This is a genomic window from Lysinibacillus sp. NPDC097214 (assembly GCF_050277945.1).
Lineage (GTDB): Bacteria > Bacillota > Bacilli > Bacillales_A > Planococcaceae > Lysinibacillus > Lysinibacillus xylanilyticus_B.
The window spans coordinates 86,625-105,253 of record NZ_JBNNSS010000013.1 but is presented as its reverse complement, the minus strand read 5'-3'; the positions used below and the strand labels follow the sequence as shown (position 1 = coordinate 105,253).

Sequence of the window (18,629 nt, the reverse complement as noted above, 5' to 3'; positions counted from 1 at the left end):
TATTTAATTTAATTGTTTTTCAGAAGTTATCTTGGCGACTCGTATAATATTACTCTCTTAATTCAAAAAGGTCAACACTTTTTCTAAAAAAAATTGATACTTTTTCATTTCATCGAAAAACTTCCTATTTATATACTTACGAAAAAAATTATTATTAGACGCTTCATCTCTAGTTAATTTAACTTTATATTGGTATCTAAAATAGAATTCTATCATAATTTTCAATAAGAAATTAATAGATTTCAAAAAATAATCAACAAAAAAAACTCGGTATAGAGACCGAGTTTTTTAAAACGGGAAGAAGAATGGAATTGCGAGCATCATGACGATAAACATAACAACTTGTAACGGAATTCCAACCTTCACAAAGTCCATAAATTTGTAGCCACCCGCTGTCATAACAAGTGCATTGGTCGGGGAAGCAATTGGTGTAACAAAAGCCATACTTGCTGCTACAGCAACAGCAATCATAAATGTCGTAGGACTTGCTTCCATCGCTATCGCGGCATTCATAGCAATCGGTGCGAACAATACAGCAGTCGCCGTATTACTAATAAATTGTCCAAAAATAGCTGTTAAAATATATACGCCAACTAGTACTCCATATGATCCATAATCTCCAAGCGCGTTAATAATACCGTCGGATAAAATGACCATACCGCCTGTTTTCTCCAATGCGGTCGCCATCGGAAGCATTGCAGCTACAAGCACAATACTTTCAAAATTCATATTGCTGTATGCATCTTCCATATTACGCAAACAACCTGTTAATATCATCAATACGGCACCAATCATAACGGAAATAACAGCAGGGAAAATTTCAAAAGCCATTAACACAATCATTAAAAGCATAATGACACCAGCAATACCTGCTTTCCCCGTCGCTGCTGCTACACTAGCATGCTCTTTTGGCTGACCAACAACAACGACATCCTGTGTTTCCCTTGCCAGTAACAAAATTTCATCCCATGCACCTTGTACTAAAATGGCATCTCCAAATTTCAATTTATGCATCACCATATCTTGAAGTTTATAGCCACCTCTACGATTAATGCCAATTATATTAAGATTATATTTCTCTCGGAAGCCCAGGGTGCTTACAGTCTTATTAATAAAGCTAGAATTTGGTGTTAATAATACCTCAGCAATACCAAGATGCTTCGATACCAACTCATCAGCCTCACCTTCAGCCAGTTCTTGCATCTCAAGACTATAATCAGAAGCAAAACGACGAATATTCTCTTCCTCACCTTGGACATACAATTCATCTTTGGCATGTATCACACTTGTCGGACCTGCCATTTCCTGATATGTCACCGGTAAAAAATTAATGCCTTCTTGAGATCGTCGATGAATTTTCATCATACAAAGCGTATATTTGGCCGGAAGCTTTAATTCTGCTAATGTTGCGTCAATAATCGACGAATCCTCGGGCACAAACACTTTAAACAAACGATTGTTTAAATCATATTGCTTAATAATTTTCTTCGGAGAAAGTCTATAGTCAGCCTTTGTTTGTGTACGACTCTTTTCATTTGGTAAAAGAATGTTGCGTACAAGTACTAAATAGGTAATACCAACAATCATCCCTACAATACCGATGGGCGTTACTTCAAAAAAACCTAGTTTATTGTAACCACGATCGACCAATAACTGACTAACGATTAGATTTGTCGGTGAAGCAATAAGTGTCATCAGCCCAGAAAGACTTGCAACGTAAGAAAGTGGTAGTAAAAATTTTGACGGGCTTATCTTCATACTAATCGCGATACTAACAACTATTGGCATCATCAAAGCTACAGTACCTGTATTACTCATAAATGCACCGACAGAACCTACAATAATGAGCAATAACACAAATAATTTCAACTCACTATTACCTGACCACTTTAGTAGTAATTGCCCTGCCATCCCCGCAAGTCCTGTTCGTAAAATTCCTGCACCCACGACAAACAGCCCTGCAATCATTAAAACTACAGAGTTTGAAAAACCAGCTAGTGCTTCTGCGGGTGTTAAAATATCCGTAATAACAAATGCTAGAAGTGACACAATCGCAACGAGATCTGCTCGTACTTTATTAGTCACAAATGCAAAAATTGTCGCTCCTAAAATAAGAAATGTTAATGTAAGTTGCACATCTAAGAATTCCTTTCTAACATTAATCACTGTGTTTTATTGAGGGTGATACGCAAAGCCTTTTGTAATGCCAGCACTTTGCATGTTTCCTATATCACTTAGATTTATTATATCTTACTAAGATTTAAATATGAGAAAGTTCACCATCTTTTCAAAATAAAAGTCTCGTCACATAACGCGAGGTTGATTTTCGTTTCGAAAAAAATAAGTGCGGTCTTATCCCGCACTCTACTATCATATATCGGCCACAGCTAAATTATTTTTGATAAAGATTATGTTCTTTAATATAGTCATAACAAGCGTCAGGGAGTAGGTATCTTGGTTCACCGCCCATTGCAAATTCTTCTCGAATATAGGTAGAGCTAATTTCCATCGCTAACCCTTTGTCAATTAAATGAAATCTTCCATCGTCATGATTCCTCAAAATAGGGGAACGACTAATTGTTGATAACATATCAATTCCGTGCCTTGCCATTACAATAAATTTATTCTCAGCTACTAAAGCATCTCCCTTTTTCCACAACCCTGCACCAATATCAACTAATAAATCAGCTCCCATAATAAAATGAATTTCATCATTCGGGTGTTGTTCTCTAAAATATTTCATCGTATCGTACGTGTAAATATTCCAGCCCTCTTGCTCCATTTCATATGAATCTGCAATAAAACGCTCATCCTTAGCAATAGCCAGCTGCAGCATATTCCATCGATGCGAATTCTTTGTTTTTATCTCCTTGTCTTTTCGTTTATTAGAGCAAGGTAAAAATATCACTTTATCTAATTTGCAACGATGTGCGACTGTGCTTGCGGTCCAAAGGTGAACATTTGTAATTGGATCAAAGGATGATCCGTAAATCCCTATTTTCGCCATTTCCTATCCCTCCATTCCTCTTCCCTATTAGTTTCTCCCATCCATCATCTTCGTGACTTTTTCTTTAATTTCTTTAATTCTTGTCATTTTGTTATCCCAGCACGCTTGACTTAAATCGACCGGATACTCTTCCGGATTCATTGTTCGTTTGTACTCACTCCATAGTAGATGTAAATTTTCTTCTACATATACTTGAATTTCTTGAAGTGTTGGTTCTTTGTAAAGAATAGATCCATTGACTACAATGTCTTGATGTAATTCTTTCGCTGTAAAATTCGTCACAAATTTACTGATATAAGTATGAACAGGGTGAAACATTTTCAAGCGTTTTTCCTCTTGCGGGTTTTCGTAGTCCAATGCAATATAATCTCCTTCCGCATGACCATTGTCTTTATTAATAATTCGATAAATACGCTTGCCGCCTGGAGTCGTTACTTTTTCAGGATTTCCGGAAATTTTGATGGTATCGACCATTTCCCCGTTTTCATCTTCAATAGATACTAATTTGTATACGCCCCCAAGAGCTGCTTGATCGTAGGCTGTAATAAGCTTAGTTCCGATTCCCCATGTATCAATTTTAGCCCCTTGTGACTTCAAATTTATAATCGTGTATTCATCCAAATCATTAGATGCTATAATTTTCGCTTCAGTGAAGCCAGCTTCATCTAGAATTTCCCTTGCCTTTTTTGACAGATACGCTAAATCTCCACTGTCCAAACGAATTCCTACGAAATTAATTTTATCTCCAAACTCCTTGGCGACCCGAATTGCATTAGGGACACCCGAACGCAACGTATCATACGTATCTACTAAAAAAACACAATCTCTATGCGTATTTGCATATTTTGTAAATGCAGTGTATTCATCACGATATGCCTGTATCATGGCATGTGCATGAGTACCTGAGACAGGGATGCCGAATAATTTTCCAGCTCTTACATTGCTAGTTGCAGAAAATCCACCTATATAAGCTGCACGAGTTCCCCAAATCGCTGCATCAAATTCATGCGCTCGACGAGTACCAAATTCCATCGCCACATCCTTACCAATCACTTGTTTAATGCGCGAAGCCTTCGTTGCAATAAGAGTTTGGTAATTAATGATATTCAATAAAGGTGTCTCCATTAATTGAGCTTCTGCCAACGGGGCTTCAATTCGTAAAATAGGTTCATTTGCAAATACCAATTCACCTTCCTTCATTGCAGAAATAGAGCCTGTAAATTTTAGACTTTGAAGGTATTTAAGAAATTCCTCTGAGCATTTTCCTTCCTCGCGTAAATATTGAATATCGCTATTAGAAAAACCAAAGTTTTCGATAAACTCCATCACCTTTTTTAAGCCTGCAAATATCGCATAGCCATTCCCGAACGGAAGTTGTCGAAAGTACAGTTCAAAAACCGCTGTTTGATTTTGAGTACCATCATTCCAGTAAGTTTCCACCATATTAATTTGATATAAATCCGTGTGCAACATGAAGCTATCGTCTGCATATTTCATGCCCTGTTCCTCCGTTTACATAATAGTAGCTCCTAGCGAATGCTCGAAATGTCCTAACGCCCACTCATGCCCTGCTTGATTAAAGGATGCTACTGCATTTTTATGAATTACAATGTTAAATCCTTTATTATAGGCATCTACCGCTGTATGAAGAACGCAAATATCCGTACATACACCTATTAAATGCAGTTCAGTAATGCCTCTTTCGCGCAATTTAATCTCTAAATCCGTACCTGCAAAAGCAGAATATCTGGTTTTATCCAAGTAGTAGACATGATCTAACTCTTTATTGCCTTCATATAGTTCTTTTAAAGAGCCATATAGTTCTCTCCCCCGTGTATCTCGAATATTGTGAGGAGGAAAAAGCTTTGTTTCTGGGTGATAGCTATCTTCTTTTTCATGAACATCAATAGCGAAAACTACAAAATCGCCGTTTGACATAAATTCCTTTGTTAATTGTGTATTTACCTCTTCCAATAGTTGCCCCGGTATTCCACAAGTTAGAGCTCCATCTGGTGCTACAAAATCCACTGTATAATCAATATTTATCAATGCACGTTTTGGCATATTTCCATCACTCCTCTTTCTTTCATTAATTAGTAATTAACAAATTACAAATTAGTTTATTGAAAATTAATTAGGAAAGACAAATGCTTTCCTAATGATAAATTGACTCTACGATTTCGAAGTCATTAAAAGAATATAATTGCGACGGTCTAAATGAATTTCTTTTCGTTTTCTTCGGTTTCCCTTCTTCATCTAAAACTTTTTCAATAAAAGGCAACTTGGGCGCTTTTGTAAAGAACACCGAATCATTTGAAATGCGTGGATCATCTCCCACTGTCAATAAAACCCTCTGTAGTTCAGATAACGTGAATTCTTCCAGTAAAAAGTTTTTAGCAACCGTTGTTTGAATCATATCTTTCTTAATAAATTCTAATGCGTCTGAAATAATTTTCCGATGATCAAAGGCTAATTTGAGTTTGAACACTTCATTTATATCGAATAGTTCTACTTCTGCCGCATCATCATTGGCTTGACGCTGGTCAATGTATACTTCCGGAACGATTGCATAAAAGGCATTTGAAATCATCCAACCTCGAGGATCACGATCTATATTATCGTAGACACCAAAGTGCTTAATGTGTAGACCGTCGACATTCGTTTCCTCCTTCAATTCTCTTTTAGCAGCTATATAGGCAGTTTCCCTTTTTGTCGCATCTACAAATCCACCTGGAAGCGCCCATTTTCCACCTTCGATATTTGGATTTCCTTCATGATCTTTTTCAGCCCGTTTAATCAACATGATTTTAAGCGTCATCATCGGAGGTGCTTTTTCCTCTACTTTTTCGGATGTTATTGTAAAAATTGCGATATCCGACGTATACCCATCAGGTGTTATATATTTAGAAGAATCATAATTCGCAAGAACTTCTTCTTGTGAGCGATATTTTGTCATTTTAAGATAACTCCTTTGATTCAATGTTTTGCAGGAAAAGTTTTGATAAAGCATAATGCGATGAAATGTATACACCCCTTTAGAGGGCGAGTATTTGTCCATAACGTATGGTTGATTTCCGTTCCGACTGGGCGCTTTGCCGCTGACGCTTCGCTTTCGCGCAGAGCAGAGCTTCCTGGGGGCGTCCGATGAGCCGCTTCGCTTCGCTGCAGGGTCCCGAGCCAACACGATGTTGGTCACGAAGGCGTTATCACAGGATGTGATGCTTTTAGCCTTCGTTCCCCTAATCGCTAATCCCCGAGGAGTCGCCCAACCTCCACTCCAATCAACTCCTGTATATGGTAGACGTTTAACAAATGTCATCCACAACACTTGTTGACGAGTCAAAAATTAGCTTATCCAGAAATTCGAACATTACCCTATTCATTTTCCATAAATCACTAATTATCAATCAGTAATTTGCAATTCAAGAATTACTATTTAATAACATGATAACTTTTCCAGTTGAAAATTTCAACTGTTTTTATAATAAAGAGTAAGAAGAATTACCTTCCATAAAAAAAGCATAAACAAAGCATCTCTGCCTTATTTATGCCTTTCTTATTATTTAATTTACTAGTTGATTTTTTAAAAGAATTCCATCCTGTACGACAACTCGCCCATTCTTAATGACAGTATTCGTATGATTCATGCCATAGAAATATTGTAATTGCTTGTAATTGGCAACGTCCAATATAATGAGGTCAGCTTGTTTGCCCGCTTCAAGTGAACCAATTTGATGTCCACGGTTAAGAGCATATGCTGCATTAACGGTAGTCGCCGTTAACACTTCCTCTAGTGTCATCCCCATATGCATACAAGCTAAATTCATGATAAATGGCAGACTCAACGTCGGAGATGAGCCAGGGTTAAAGTCAGTTGAAATAGCTACTGGTACCCCTTCATCAATCATTAGGCGTCCTCTCGCAAATGGTGCACGTAAGAAGAATGCTGTTCCAGGTAGTAACACGGCAATCGTGCCAGCTTCAGCCATTTTTTGTATCCCTTCATCAGAAGCAACTAGCAAGTGCTCCGCCGATATGGCTCCTACTTCCGCAGCAAGCTCCGCTCCCTTATAAGGCTCAATTTCATCTGCATGAATTTTCGGTGTTAACCCCAACGCTTTCCCGGCCTCTAAAATGCGTCGTGATTGCTCTGGCGTAAATACACCTTTTTCACAAAATACATCATTGAATTCCGCAAGGTTTAGCTCAGCTACTTTCGGTAACATATCATGAATGACTAGATCCACAAATTCATCCTCACGTCCCTTATAGTCACGCGGCACCGCATGAGCTCCCATAAAGGTACTAACAACCTCGATGTCATGTGTAGCTTGCAATTCCTTTGCTACTTCCAGCTGTTTCTTTTCTGTTTCCCAATCCAAACCATAGCCTGATTTGGCCTCAACCGTTGTGACACCATGCTTTAAAAACACATCTAAATGATTCATCGTTTTTTCATATAAATCATTAAAGCTAGTTTCTCGTGTCCGGTTTGTTGTGGCATGAATCCCGCCACCCGCATTCATAATTTCCATGTATGTCGCACCATTGAGTCGCATATTAAACTCCTGCTCACGTGTACCTCCGTGAACTAAATGCGTATGACAATCGACGAGACCCGGCATAACAATCTTACCTGTGGCGTCAATAACTTCAGCCACCTTTACAAGTTCAGGGAAGTCCGCTTTTAACTGTGCAATTGGCCCTACTGCAATAATGCTACTTCCCTCCATTAAAATACTACCATTTTCCACTACTGCAATATCACGCATTTGTTCTTTTGTACGCGGACCTTGTACGGCACTTTTTAACGTGATCACTTCATTGGCGTTCTTAATTAAAATAGTCACTTAGCATCATCCTTTAACATTGGTATATGCACACCTTTGTTCTTCGCTGTATTAATGGCAATTTCATAGCCTGCATCTGCGTGACGCACAACACCCATTCCTGGATCCGAAATTAACACTCGTGCAATCTTCTCTGCGGCTAGTTCAGAACCATCCGCTACTAGCACTTGGCCAGCATGTTGCGAATAACCCATTCCTACACCCCCACCGTGATGCACACTTACCCAGCTAGCACCACTCGCTGTATTAACAAGTGCATTTAGAATTGGCCAATCTGATACTGCGTCAGAGCCATCAAGCATACCCTCTGTTTCACGATTTGGTGATGCAACTGATCCTGAATCTAGATGATCTCGACCAAAGACAATCGGCCCTGATAGCTCACCATTAGCCACCATTTCATTAACCTTCAATGCAAAACGATGACGATCACCATAGCCTAACCAGCAAATTCGCGCCGGTAACCCTTGCCATTTAACCATTTTTTGCGCCATATCAATCCAATTCACAAGACCTTCATCTTCAGCAAACATTTCTTTAGCAAGTGCATCTGTTTTATAGATGTCCTCAGGGTCACCTGAAAGTGCAGCCCAACGGAATGGCCCTTTCCCCTCACAGAATAAAGGACGAATATACGCTGGAACAAAACCAGGGAAATCAAAGGCATTCGTTACACCCATCTCTTTGGCATAAGCGCGAATATTGTTACCGTAATCAAATACCTCTGCACCCGCCTGTTGGAATTCAAGCATTGTACGAACATGCTCAGCCATCGTCTCTTTTGCTCTTCGCTCATACGTTTTTACATCACTTTTACGCAAATCAAGCGCTTCCTCAAACGTCATGCCATTTGGAACATAGCCATTGATCGGATCATGGGCAGATGTTTGGTCTGTGACAAAATCAGGAATAATTCCGCGGTTCAACAGTTCACGATTAACATCTGCACAGTTGCCAACAAGACCAATCGACGCAGGTTCTTTTTGGTCACGTAGTTTATTGACTAATTCAATCGCTTCATCTACTGTCTCTACAAGATAATCACAGTAGCCCTCTTTAATTTTACGTTCAATTCGAGCACGATCCACTTCGACTACTAAAATAACAGCGCCAGCCATTTTCCCAGCTAAAGGCTGCGCACCACTCATACCACCCATACCACCCGTAAGGATGAATTTGCCGCGCAAATCCGCTGAGCCGAATACTTTTTTACCTGCCTCTACGAATGATAAATATGTTCCTTGTAAAATGCCTTGTGCACCAATATAAATCCAGCTACCAGCTGTCATTTGACCGTACATCATTAAATCACGGTCCTCTAACTCATAGAAATGCTCCCAATTCGCCCATGACGGTACTAAATTAGAATTTGCAATTAATACACGTGGTGCATGTTCATGTGTACGGAATACAGCTACCGGTTTTCCTGACTGAATCAGAAGTGTTTCATCATTCTCTAATTCTTTTAATGATGCAATAATTTGCTCATAGCTCTCCCAATTACGCGCCGCCTTACCGATCCCACCATAGACGATTAGCTCATCCGGATTTTCTGCCACTTCAGGATCTAGATTGTTCATTAACATACGCATTGCAGCTTCTTGAGTCCACCCCTTACAAGATAATTCATTCCCACGTGGTGCACGAATATTTGTTTTGACTACCATAAAAAACACACTCCTTTAAAATAGTAAAAATGCTATTGGTGTTACGATGATTAAAGTTAATACGACACGTTCAAACCAAATGATTATAATTTGGCGCAATGTCAATGGAATTTCAGATGATAAAATAAGCGGAATAACAGCTGAAAAGAACAAAACTGCCGATATTGATACGACCGCCACAATAAATTTCGTCACAAGTGTTGCTTGTGTGACAACAAGTGCTGGTAAAAATACTTCTGCTAACGATAATGACAGCGCTTTCGCCGTCAAATATGGTTCTGGAACTTGTAACAAATATGTGAATGGTACAAAAATGTACGCAAACCAGTCAAAAATTGGTGTATACGTTGCAAGTACAATTCCTAAAAGTCCAATTGATAGAATCGATGGGATAACCCCCATCGTCATGATGAAGCCATCCTTTAGATTCGCCCATAAAATTTTAGATAAAGGTGGATTTTGCTCAACTGCATCCATCGCTTGACGCCATGCTTCTTTAAAACGGTCCTTCTTAACAATCTTTTCTGGCATCGGCGTCGCGCCCTTGTAATATTCATCCTTCATGGAACGAAGTGGATAAATACGTGCTGTTAACGCAGTGACCACGAATGTTACAACGAGCGACACCCAGAAAAACGCATTCCAATGCTGCATAATATCCAGCGTACTCGCAATCACAACCATGAACGTTGCAGATACAGTCGAAAAACCTGTTGCAATAATCGCGGCTTCCTTTGCTGTGTAGCGACCTTCCATATAAACACGGTTCGTTAAAAGTAATCCAACGGAATAACTGCCGACAAATGAGGCAACAGCATCCACTGCTGAACGTCCCGGTGTTTTAAAAATAGGCTTCATAAACGGCTGTGTTAAAACACCGATATATTCAAGCAATCCATAGCTTACTAGAAGTGCCAAAAACAAAGATCCAATTGGTATTAGTACCCCTACCGGCTTAATAAGCTTCTCCATTAAATATGGACCGATACTTTCATTCGCTAGCCATGCAGGCGCTATATTGAAAATTAATAAAATCCCCGCAACCATACCGCCCACTTTGAAAATGGACAATACAATATTGACTATCGACTTATTCCACTTCTTAGTAAGAAATGGATGGACCGCTCCACCTACAAGCATTATGAGCACATATGCAGTTACTAGCAGTGGTGCTTCGGTGCGAATAAAGTTCACAATGTGATCAATTAAAATTGTATCCTTACCTTGCCATTCAAATGATATAAAGAAACTGAATATTCCGACTAAACTACATGCAATCATCTTCATAGCGGAGGAGACTCGAAATTGCGAGTCTTGCCTCAGCTCTTGTTGTTGAAACTCCATCCTATCCCCCCATGTAAGTATCACTTCCTAGAGAAATTTCCAGGTCATCCGAACAAGCTAATGGATTTTTTGAATTTTCTCTAGGGAGTTATCGCCTTAAAACCTACATATACTCATTCAACAGAACATCACTTGTTAATAAATATTCCGAAAGCGCTTCAATTTCATCCCCGATAGGTTGATCCGCTAATAGTGGTGGGCAAAACTCACGCACTTTTTCTAAAAACTTTCGTGTTGTTGGAGATAACTGCTCTTCTGCCTTATCTAAATGGATCGCCTGCGAAGCACAAATCATTTCTATCGCGATGACACGAGCGGCATTGTGTACGATTTGGCGTACTTGGCGAGCAGATGTTGTACCCATGCTCACATGATCCTCCTGGTTACCTGATGTCGGTATAGAATCTACACTTGAAGGATGTGCCAATACTTTGTTTTCAGATACGATAGAAGCTGCTGTATATTGAGCAATCATTAGTCCACATTCAATACCAGGATTTGTCGCTAAAAATGGCGGTAACCCTTCATTAAGATGTGGATTAACCATGCGTTCTGTACGTCGCTCCGAAATATTAGCCCACTCGCTTACACCGACTTTTAAAAAGTCCATTGCTAATGCAATTGGTTGACCGTGGAAATGCCCACCAGACAATACTTCTCCATTTTCTAAAACAATCGGATTATCTGTCGTTGCATTCATTTCAATTTTCACGCGTTCCTCCGTATAGAAAAACGACTGCCATGAAGCACCATGTACTTGCGGAATGCAACGTAATGAATAGGCATCCTGCATGCGGATTTCACCTTGCTTTGTCACACGTTTACTTCCATCAAGCCACTTGCGGATTCGTCCACCAACAAGCTCTAGTTCTGGGTGTGGTCTTACCGCCAAAAGCGCTGGATCAAATGCGGAAGTAATCCCCTTCAGTGCCTCAAGCGTTAAACTCGCTGCCATATCTGCTGCTAGCCCCATACGCTCTGCCTCGTTCACTGTTAAAACGCCGATGCCCGTCATTGCTTGTGTACCATTTACAAGCGCTAGCCCTTCCTTAGCTTGTAATCGGACAGGCATTAGCCCAGCTTGCTGTAACGCCGCACTGCCGCTCATAACCTCTCCATTAAACTCCGCCTTACCTTCGCCTACTAGTACTAAAGCCAAATGTGATAACGGCGCTAAATCTCCACTTGCTCCAACTGAACCTTGAGAAGGTACAATCGGATGGATTCCCTTATTAATAAAATCCAATAGTAGCTGTACTGTTTCTAGACGAATTCCTGAAAAACCACGTGCTAAAGCATTGGCACGTAAAACCATCATGGCGCGTACAACATCTGTTGGGAATGGTACACCAACACCTGTCGCATCTGAGCGTAATAAATTCAACTGTAAAAGTTCAATGTCTTCCTCTTCAATCTTTATATTACTTAGCTTTCCAAAGCCTGTATTCACACCATATATCGTTTGGCCCTCAGCTAAGCGTTTTTCAATTCGCTCCCTACTTAAACGAATACGCTCCACACTGTCTGCAGATAGCGCAACCGTAGCAAGACCGTTTACAATTTCCCCTATTTGTTGTCTTGTTAATGTCTTGCCATCAAGCTCGATAATAGACTTCATAATGCCATCCCCCTGTTTCCTTTATAACTATGTAAAAATGTTTTTAATCCATTTCGCTATCGCTACTAAAGATAAATAACAATTACTCTACCTACATTGTACTAACTACCTTTTTCAGAAAATAGGGAATTTTAAAAGAGAATACATGAATTATTTCAGATTTTTTGTTATTTTAACAATATAATCGTATTTTTTTACGAAACTAGATAATTTTAAGGTGGGTTTGTACGTATGAAATTGTTATTAATTGATAGAGACTCCGCTGATCTTTCAGGTATTCGTTGGTTTTTACATACATATTTCCCTGGGGATGTAACCATTGAAATATGTACAACTATTAATGAAGCACTTCAAAGTATCCAGCAATTCGAGCCTGACGTGATACTACTGAATATTGACCTATTCTCGAATAATCGTTTAACTGCGCTTTATCGTGTTTTACAAAAACATTCAGGAACTATTTTAGCTATGACAACAGAGCCATTATTTAAAAACGCATTAAGGGCAATCGATTTACAGGTCGCACATCTCTTCGTTAAACCAATTGATTTAGAAGTATTAAAGCAAAAACTCACTGCTATTTCCCTTCGAACACCCAAGGCAGAGGCAGTGTATCAAGAAGCTACAGATGAATCTTTTTACGATCAACTATTTTTAGATAGCAAAACTAGTACTCTAGAGACAAATATACATTTCACCATGATTGAGCCTGAGCATCCCGAAATGTTTAACAAACTATACAACTGGCTTCAGCAAACTCCTATTTATTCTAGTATGAGGATTTATCCTTTATCAGAGAGAATGGTTTGCTTATTCCAAACAAATGATTTAGAGAAAGATGTTCGTTCATTAATCAAGGAATGGCGATTGACAAGTAATAGCTCTTTAAATATCGGCATTTACGATGGGGAACCTACAACTATGAAGAATATGTATACCTTAACGAAGCGTGCACTTCGTCAAAGTTTTTACGAAGGCTATGGGCATATTTTTTATACGAGTAAACAGCTGAAGACACAGCCCTTCGATCCTTTACTAACACCCGAAGAGCAACAATTATTGATAAGTAGTTTAGAGGACGGGAATATCGAGGCTGTCAAAGTCTTTTTATATCGACTATCTAATGAAGGAATTTATTACGAGCAAGATGACTTACGTATTCATCTAACAAGTGTCTTAGCGCAAATCCGACGTTTTATGCTGAAGTATAAATTACATGAGAAAGCTGCAATTGAGCAAAATTATCGTCAGCTTTTTCATTTAATTATTGAACATCCTATATTTTATACGATTCAAAATGGCATCATATCGTTTACACAAAAACTGATTGAATTGGCCCGTGAGGCACGAATGGAGAAACGGGCTGACTATGTAGAATTGGCCATAGAAATTATCGACCAACAATTTCAGGATAGCGGGTTATCTTTACCTTACGTTGCCCATAAATTAGGAATTAGTCCCAATTATTTAAGTACGATTTTTTCAAAGAAGCAAGGCTTGCCACTTAAACGCTACCTGCAGCAGGTCCGAATTCATAATGCTACAAAAATGCTTGTAGAAACTGATTTTGCTATTAGTGAAATTGCCGATTTAAATGGTTTCGAAGATTCGAATTACTTCATTAAAATTTTCAAACAGCACATCGGCATTACTCCTAATCGATATCGTAAAGCTTAATAGGGCTTATCAACGTAACGTGGAGTTGATTTACGTTCCGACTGAGCGCTTTAGGCGAAAGTGTAGAGGATAGAGGCGTTATCACAGAATGCGTTGGCTTTAACCCTTCTTTGTTCATAAGCCATAAAAAGCCCTTTTTTCAATTATCATATTTCATTTTCAATAATCAAAAGAATTCACTTTAAAACCTTTTAATTTTGAGCTATCCCTTCTTTATAGCTCATTTTCAATAATTCTCGAAAAACGTTTCAATAAACTAGTTTTGTTGTAAAAGTTATTCATAAGCACTTTTAATCTAGCATATATTTATAGTTTATATCTTAATATAAATATTCTTTAACAATAATGATTATAATTTACTAGCAATTCTAGTTTGTATTTGTTATAGTTATTGATGAAGAGTTTGACTCACAATTTTTCTTTAGGAGGTAAACTAATATGACAAACAAAAATGATCGTAGCCGTCGTTTTACAACAGCAGGTGGCGCTCCAGTAGTAAGCAACCATGATTCAATGTCAGCAGGTCCTCGTGGTCCTCTACTTCTTCAGGATGTATGGTTAGTTGAAAAATTAGCGAACTTCAACCGTGAAGTTATTCCTGAACGTCGTATGCACGCTAAAGGTTCAGGTGCATTCGGTACTTTCACAGTAACGCATGATATTACTCAATATACAAAAGCAAAAATCTTCTCAGAAGTTGGGAAAAAGACAGACATGTTTGCACGCTTCTCAACAGTTGCAGGTGAGCGTGGTGCAGCGGATGCTGAGCGCGATATTCGTGGCTTTGCACTTAAGTTCTATACTGAAGAAGGTAACTGGGATTTAGTTGGTAACAACACACCTGTATTCTTCTTCCGTGATCCTTTACACTTCACAGATTTAAACCACGTGGTAAAACGTGACCCACGTACAAATATGAAAAACGCTAATTCAAACTGGGATTTCTGGACTTCATTACCAGAAGCGCTTCACCAAGTAACAATCGTAATGTCTGACCGTGGTATTCCATCTGGATACCGCAATATGCACGGTTTCGGTTCTCACACTTATAGCTTTATTAATGAAGAAAATGAGCGCGTATGGGTTAAATTCCACTTCAGTACAGAGCAAGGGATTAAAAACCTAACTGGTGCTGAGGCTGCAGAAGTAATCAGTAACGACCGCGAATCTTCACAGCGCGATCTATATGGAGCAATTGAAAATGGCGACTTCCCTAAATGGAAAATGTCTATTCAAGTAATGACAGAGGAACAAGCTCGCAAATTACCATATAACCCATTCGATTTAACAAAAGTATGGTATAAAAAAGACTTCCCATTAATTCCTGTGGGTGAATTTGAGTTAAACAAAAACTCGGACAACTACTTTGCTGAAGTTGAGCAAGCTGCATTTGCACCATCTAACATTATCCCTGGAATCAGCTTCTCGCCAGACAAAATGTTACAAGCTCGTATCTTTGCGTATGCAGATGCACAACGCTACCGTTTAGGTGTAAACCACTACATGCTTCCTGTAAACGCACCAAAATGTCCATTCCGTTCATTCCACCGCGATGGTGCTATGCGTTTCGATGGCAACCTTGGTTCTACTTTGGGCTATGAACCAAATAGCTACGGCGAATGGGAGCATAACTTAGACTATAAAGAGCCTGAATTACGTATTGACGGTCATGCAGGTATCCATGACTTCCGTGAAGATGACAACAACTACTTCGAGCAGCCAGGTAAATTATTCAACCTAATGACTGCTGAAGAGCAACAACGCCTATTCGAAAATACTGCTAATGATATGGCATCAGTTGAAGAGTTCATCAAACGTCGTCACATCCTTCACTGCTATTTAGCTGATCCAGCATATGGTGAAGGTGTAGCAAAAGCTATGGGTCTTTCATTAGAAAGTATGGATCTTTCAAATCCATACGTGAAACAACCAACTAACGTTTAACTTATTTCAGCAAACAAACATCTGCTGAAATAAGTTAAAGCCTCCAGCGGATGTCACGGAATCAGCAAGGAGTTCTTTGTACAAGCACAAAGCCGATTCCAGACGCAATTATGCCGAGGCAAAATTGATTTCCAACTATTATTGATATCCAAATCCAACTTTTTACTCCATGTGAAGGGCAACCTCACATGGAGTTTTTTTCTTAATGACAAAATAAAGCTTGTGCCTAATTTGATAGACACAAGCCCGCTCTAATAATTATTGATAAATTTGACTGCCTGCCTTTTTAAATTCCTTCGCCTTCTCCTGCATACCTTTGTGGATTGCTTCAGTCGTATTTAAGTCTTTTTCTTTTGCATAAGTACGAATATCCTGTGAGATTTTCATACTGCAAAACTTAGGTCCACACATGGAACAGAAGTGCGCAGTTTTTGCTCCTTCTGCTGGCAATGTTTCATCATGATATTCGACTGCACGCTCTGGATCTAGCGATAGGTTGAATTGATCGCGCCAGCGGAATTCAAAGCGTGCCTTAGAAAGTGCATCATCACGTTGCTGTGCCCCCGGATGCCCTTTCGCTAAATCAGCAGCGTGTGCAGCAATCTTATACGTAATAACCCCTACACGAACATCATCACGATTTGGTAAGCCAAGATGCTCTTTAGGCGTCACATAACATAGCATTGCCGTACCATACCAACCTATCATCGCAGCACCAATGGCTGATGTAATATGGTCATAGCCAGGAGCAATATCTGTTGTCAGTGGCCCTAAAGTATAGAAAGGAGCTTCCTTACACACCTCTAACTGCTTATCCATATTTTCTTTAATAAGATGCATCGGCACATGCCCTGGTCCTTCTACCATCACTTGTACATCATGCTCCCAGGCAATTTGCGTTAATTCCCCTAGCGTTTCCAGCTCCGCAAACTGAGCCTCATCATTTGCATCTGCAATAGAACCCGGGCGTAAACCATCACCTAAAGAGAAAGCAACATCATAGGTTTTCATAATTTCACAGATTTCTTCAAAATGTGTATATAAGAAGCTCTCTTGATGGTGATATAAACACCACTGCGCCATAATCGAGCCTCCTCGAGACACTATGCCTGTTACACGATTAGCCGTTAATGGCACATAACGTAGCAATACCCCTGCATGAATCGTGAAGTAATCAACACCTTGCTCTGCTTGTTCGATTAACGTATCACGATACACTTCCCACGTTAAATCCTCTGCCACACCATTTACTTTTTCTAGCGCTTGATAAATCGGCACCGTTCCTACTGGCACCGCGGCATTACGGATAATCCATTCACGTGTCGTATGAATATGCTTACCAGTAGATAAATCCATAATGTTATCAGCACCCCAGCGTGTAGCCCACGTCATTTTTTCTACCTCTTCAGCAATAGAGGATGACACCGCTGAATTTCCAATATTGGCGTTAATTTTCACGTGGAAGTTACGTCCAATAATCATTGGCTCTGCCTCAGGGTGATTAATATTAGATGGCAAAATTGCACGCCCCGCCGCGATCTCTGAGCGCACGAACTCAGGATCCATATTTTCGCGAATCGCTACAAATTCCATTTCTGGAGTAATAATTCCCTTTCGTGCGTAGTGAAGCTGTGTTACATTTCCACCTTTCTTCGCGCGCAAAGGCTTTCTAGATAAATCAGGAAATACATTTTCTTTTATTCGTGGATCGTCAGCATTGCGAAACCCATTATCTTCTGGCTTGATCGTACGACCTTCATATTCTTCAACGTCACCTCGTTCTCTGATCCACGCACTACGTAAAGCTGGCAATCCTTTCGTAATATCCACCTTATGCGCAGGATCAGTGTACGGGCCACTCGTATCATAAACACGCACTGGTGCATTTTTCTCTTCACCAAAGCTTCCTGTCGTCGGACTTAAAGCAATTTCACGCATTGGGACTAAAATATCTGCTCGAGATCCTTCTACGTAAACCTTTTTACTTCCTTCAAAATTTGACATAATCGTAATGTTCTTATCGCTAACTGTTGTCATAAACTACTTCGCTCCCTTTTATATTTATATAAGGACCGAATCTAGCTCACCCAACAAAAGCAAAAGCCGAATCCAAAAAAATTTTGGATCCGGCTAAGAATGTAAAGGTATAGTTATTGCAAATAACATAGTGTGCAATAATGGTTAACTTTCCCACGCTGGTATGAGCCAGATCAGGTCCAAAGGGTCAAGAAACCTCTATGCGTTTCCCTCTCAGCCTGACTCATCAGACTCCCCTAGTTAATACTATTAAGTTTGATGCTAGTGTAGCAGATTTTGCTAATAGATGGAAGCTTCATTTGATTATTTTTGGCTTATCATCAAAAGTTGGCGACAGCCATTGATCAATTATACCTCGGCATAATTGCGTCTGGATTAGGCTTTGTGCCAAGGCCTGCAGATGTTTTTTGTGCGAAAGCGAAGCGTCAGCAATAATATGATGCAGGTCAATTAGCTGTTATCGCATGGATATGATGATTTTAGGC

General features: G+C 39.5%; 13 protein-coding genes and 1 riboswitch. Of the genes, 3 read left to right on the top strand and 10 right to left on the bottom strand.

Annotated features, from left to right (window positions below; genetic code table 11):
- Nucleotides 1-288: 288 nt before the first annotated feature.
- From ACQKMI_RS21920 to hutH, 9 genes are all read right to left on the bottom strand, one after another.
- A complete protein-coding gene (locus ACQKMI_RS21920; protein WP_427492372.1) occupies nt 289-2,136 on the bottom strand; it encodes an SLC13 family permease in 1,848 nt (615 codons plus the stop codon).
- Nucleotides 2,137-2,392: 256 nt separating this feature from the next.
- Nucleotides 2,393-3,007: a nicotinate-nucleotide adenylyltransferase gene (nadD, locus tag ACQKMI_RS21915; protein WP_427492364.1), complete on the bottom strand. Its 615-nt coding sequence runs from the start codon at nt 3,005-3,007 to the stop codon at nt 2,393-2,395.
- A 27-nt stretch (nt 3,008-3,034) separates the two neighbouring features.
- A complete protein-coding gene (locus ACQKMI_RS21910) occupies nt 3,035-4,504 on the bottom strand; it encodes a nicotinate phosphoribosyltransferase (RefSeq protein WP_427492362.1) in 1,470 nt (489 codons plus the stop codon).
- A gap of 15 nt (nt 4,505-4,519) precedes the next feature.
- Complete coding sequence (locus ACQKMI_RS21905) at nt 4,520-5,071, bottom strand: cysteine hydrolase family protein (RefSeq protein ID WP_427492361.1); 552 nt, start codon at nt 5,069-5,071, stop codon at nt 4,520-4,522.
- Between the two features lie 91 nt (nt 5,072-5,162).
- Entirely contained in the window at nt 5,163-5,963 is an 801-nt protein-coding gene (locus ACQKMI_RS21900) for an NUDIX domain-containing protein (protein ID WP_427492359.1), read from the bottom strand.
- 607 nt (nt 5,964-6,570) lie between these two features.
- A complete protein-coding gene (gene hutI / locus ACQKMI_RS21895) occupies nt 6,571-7,857 on the bottom strand; it encodes an imidazolonepropionase (RefSeq protein WP_427492357.1) in 1,287 nt (428 codons plus the stop codon).
- Nucleotides 7,854-9,524 (bottom strand): urocanate hydratase, encoded by a 1,671-nt coding sequence (gene hutU, locus ACQKMI_RS21890; protein ID WP_427492355.1) that lies wholly within the window; start codon nt 9,522-9,524, stop codon nt 7,854-7,856. The genes hutI and hutU overlap by 4 nt, the downstream gene beginning before the upstream one ends.
- 15 nt (nt 9,525-9,539) lie before the next feature.
- A complete protein-coding gene (locus ACQKMI_RS21885; protein ID WP_427492353.1) occupies nt 9,540-10,868 on the bottom strand; it encodes a YjiH family protein in 1,329 nt (442 codons plus the stop codon).
- A gap of 103 nt (nt 10,869-10,971) precedes the next feature.
- Nucleotides 10,972-12,486: a histidine ammonia-lyase gene (hutH, locus tag ACQKMI_RS21880; RefSeq protein WP_427492351.1), complete on the bottom strand. Its 1,515-nt coding sequence runs from the start codon at nt 12,484-12,486 to the stop codon at nt 10,972-10,974.
- Nucleotides 12,487-12,717: 231 nt separating this feature from the next.
- On the opposite strand from hutH, the gene ACQKMI_RS21875 reads away from it, so the two are divergent.
- Both ACQKMI_RS21875 and ACQKMI_RS21870 read left to right on the top strand, forming a co-directional pair.
- Nucleotides 12,718-14,163, top strand: a complete 1,446-nt coding sequence (locus ACQKMI_RS21875) for a helix-turn-helix domain-containing protein (protein WP_427492349.1) — start codon at nt 12,718-12,720, stop codon at nt 14,161-14,163.
- 438 nt (nt 14,164-14,601) lie between these two features.
- Nucleotides 14,602-16,107, top strand: a complete 1,506-nt coding sequence (locus ACQKMI_RS21870) for a catalase (protein WP_427492347.1) — start codon at nt 14,602-14,604, stop codon at nt 16,105-16,107.
- A 258-nt stretch (nt 16,108-16,365) separates the two neighbouring features.
- Here ACQKMI_RS21870 and thiC read toward each other — a convergent pair whose 3' ends face one another.
- Nucleotides 16,366-18,144 carry a phosphomethylpyrimidine synthase ThiC gene (gene thiC, locus ACQKMI_RS21865; protein ID WP_427492346.1) on the bottom strand — a complete coding sequence of 593 codons (1,779 nt, stop codon included), beginning with the start codon at nt 18,142-18,144 and terminating at the stop codon, nt 16,366-16,368.
- Between the two features lie 133 nt (nt 18,145-18,277).
- Nucleotides 18,278-18,392: riboswitch (TPP riboswitch) on the bottom strand.
- Between the two features lie 61 nt (nt 18,393-18,453).
- On the opposite strand from thiC, the gene ACQKMI_RS21860 reads away from it, so the two are divergent.
- Nucleotides 18,454-18,579, top strand: a complete 126-nt coding sequence (locus tag ACQKMI_RS21860; RefSeq protein ID WP_427492344.1) for a hypothetical protein — start codon at nt 18,454-18,456, stop codon at nt 18,577-18,579.
- The last annotated feature ends 50 nt before the right edge of the window (nt 18,580-18,629 follow it).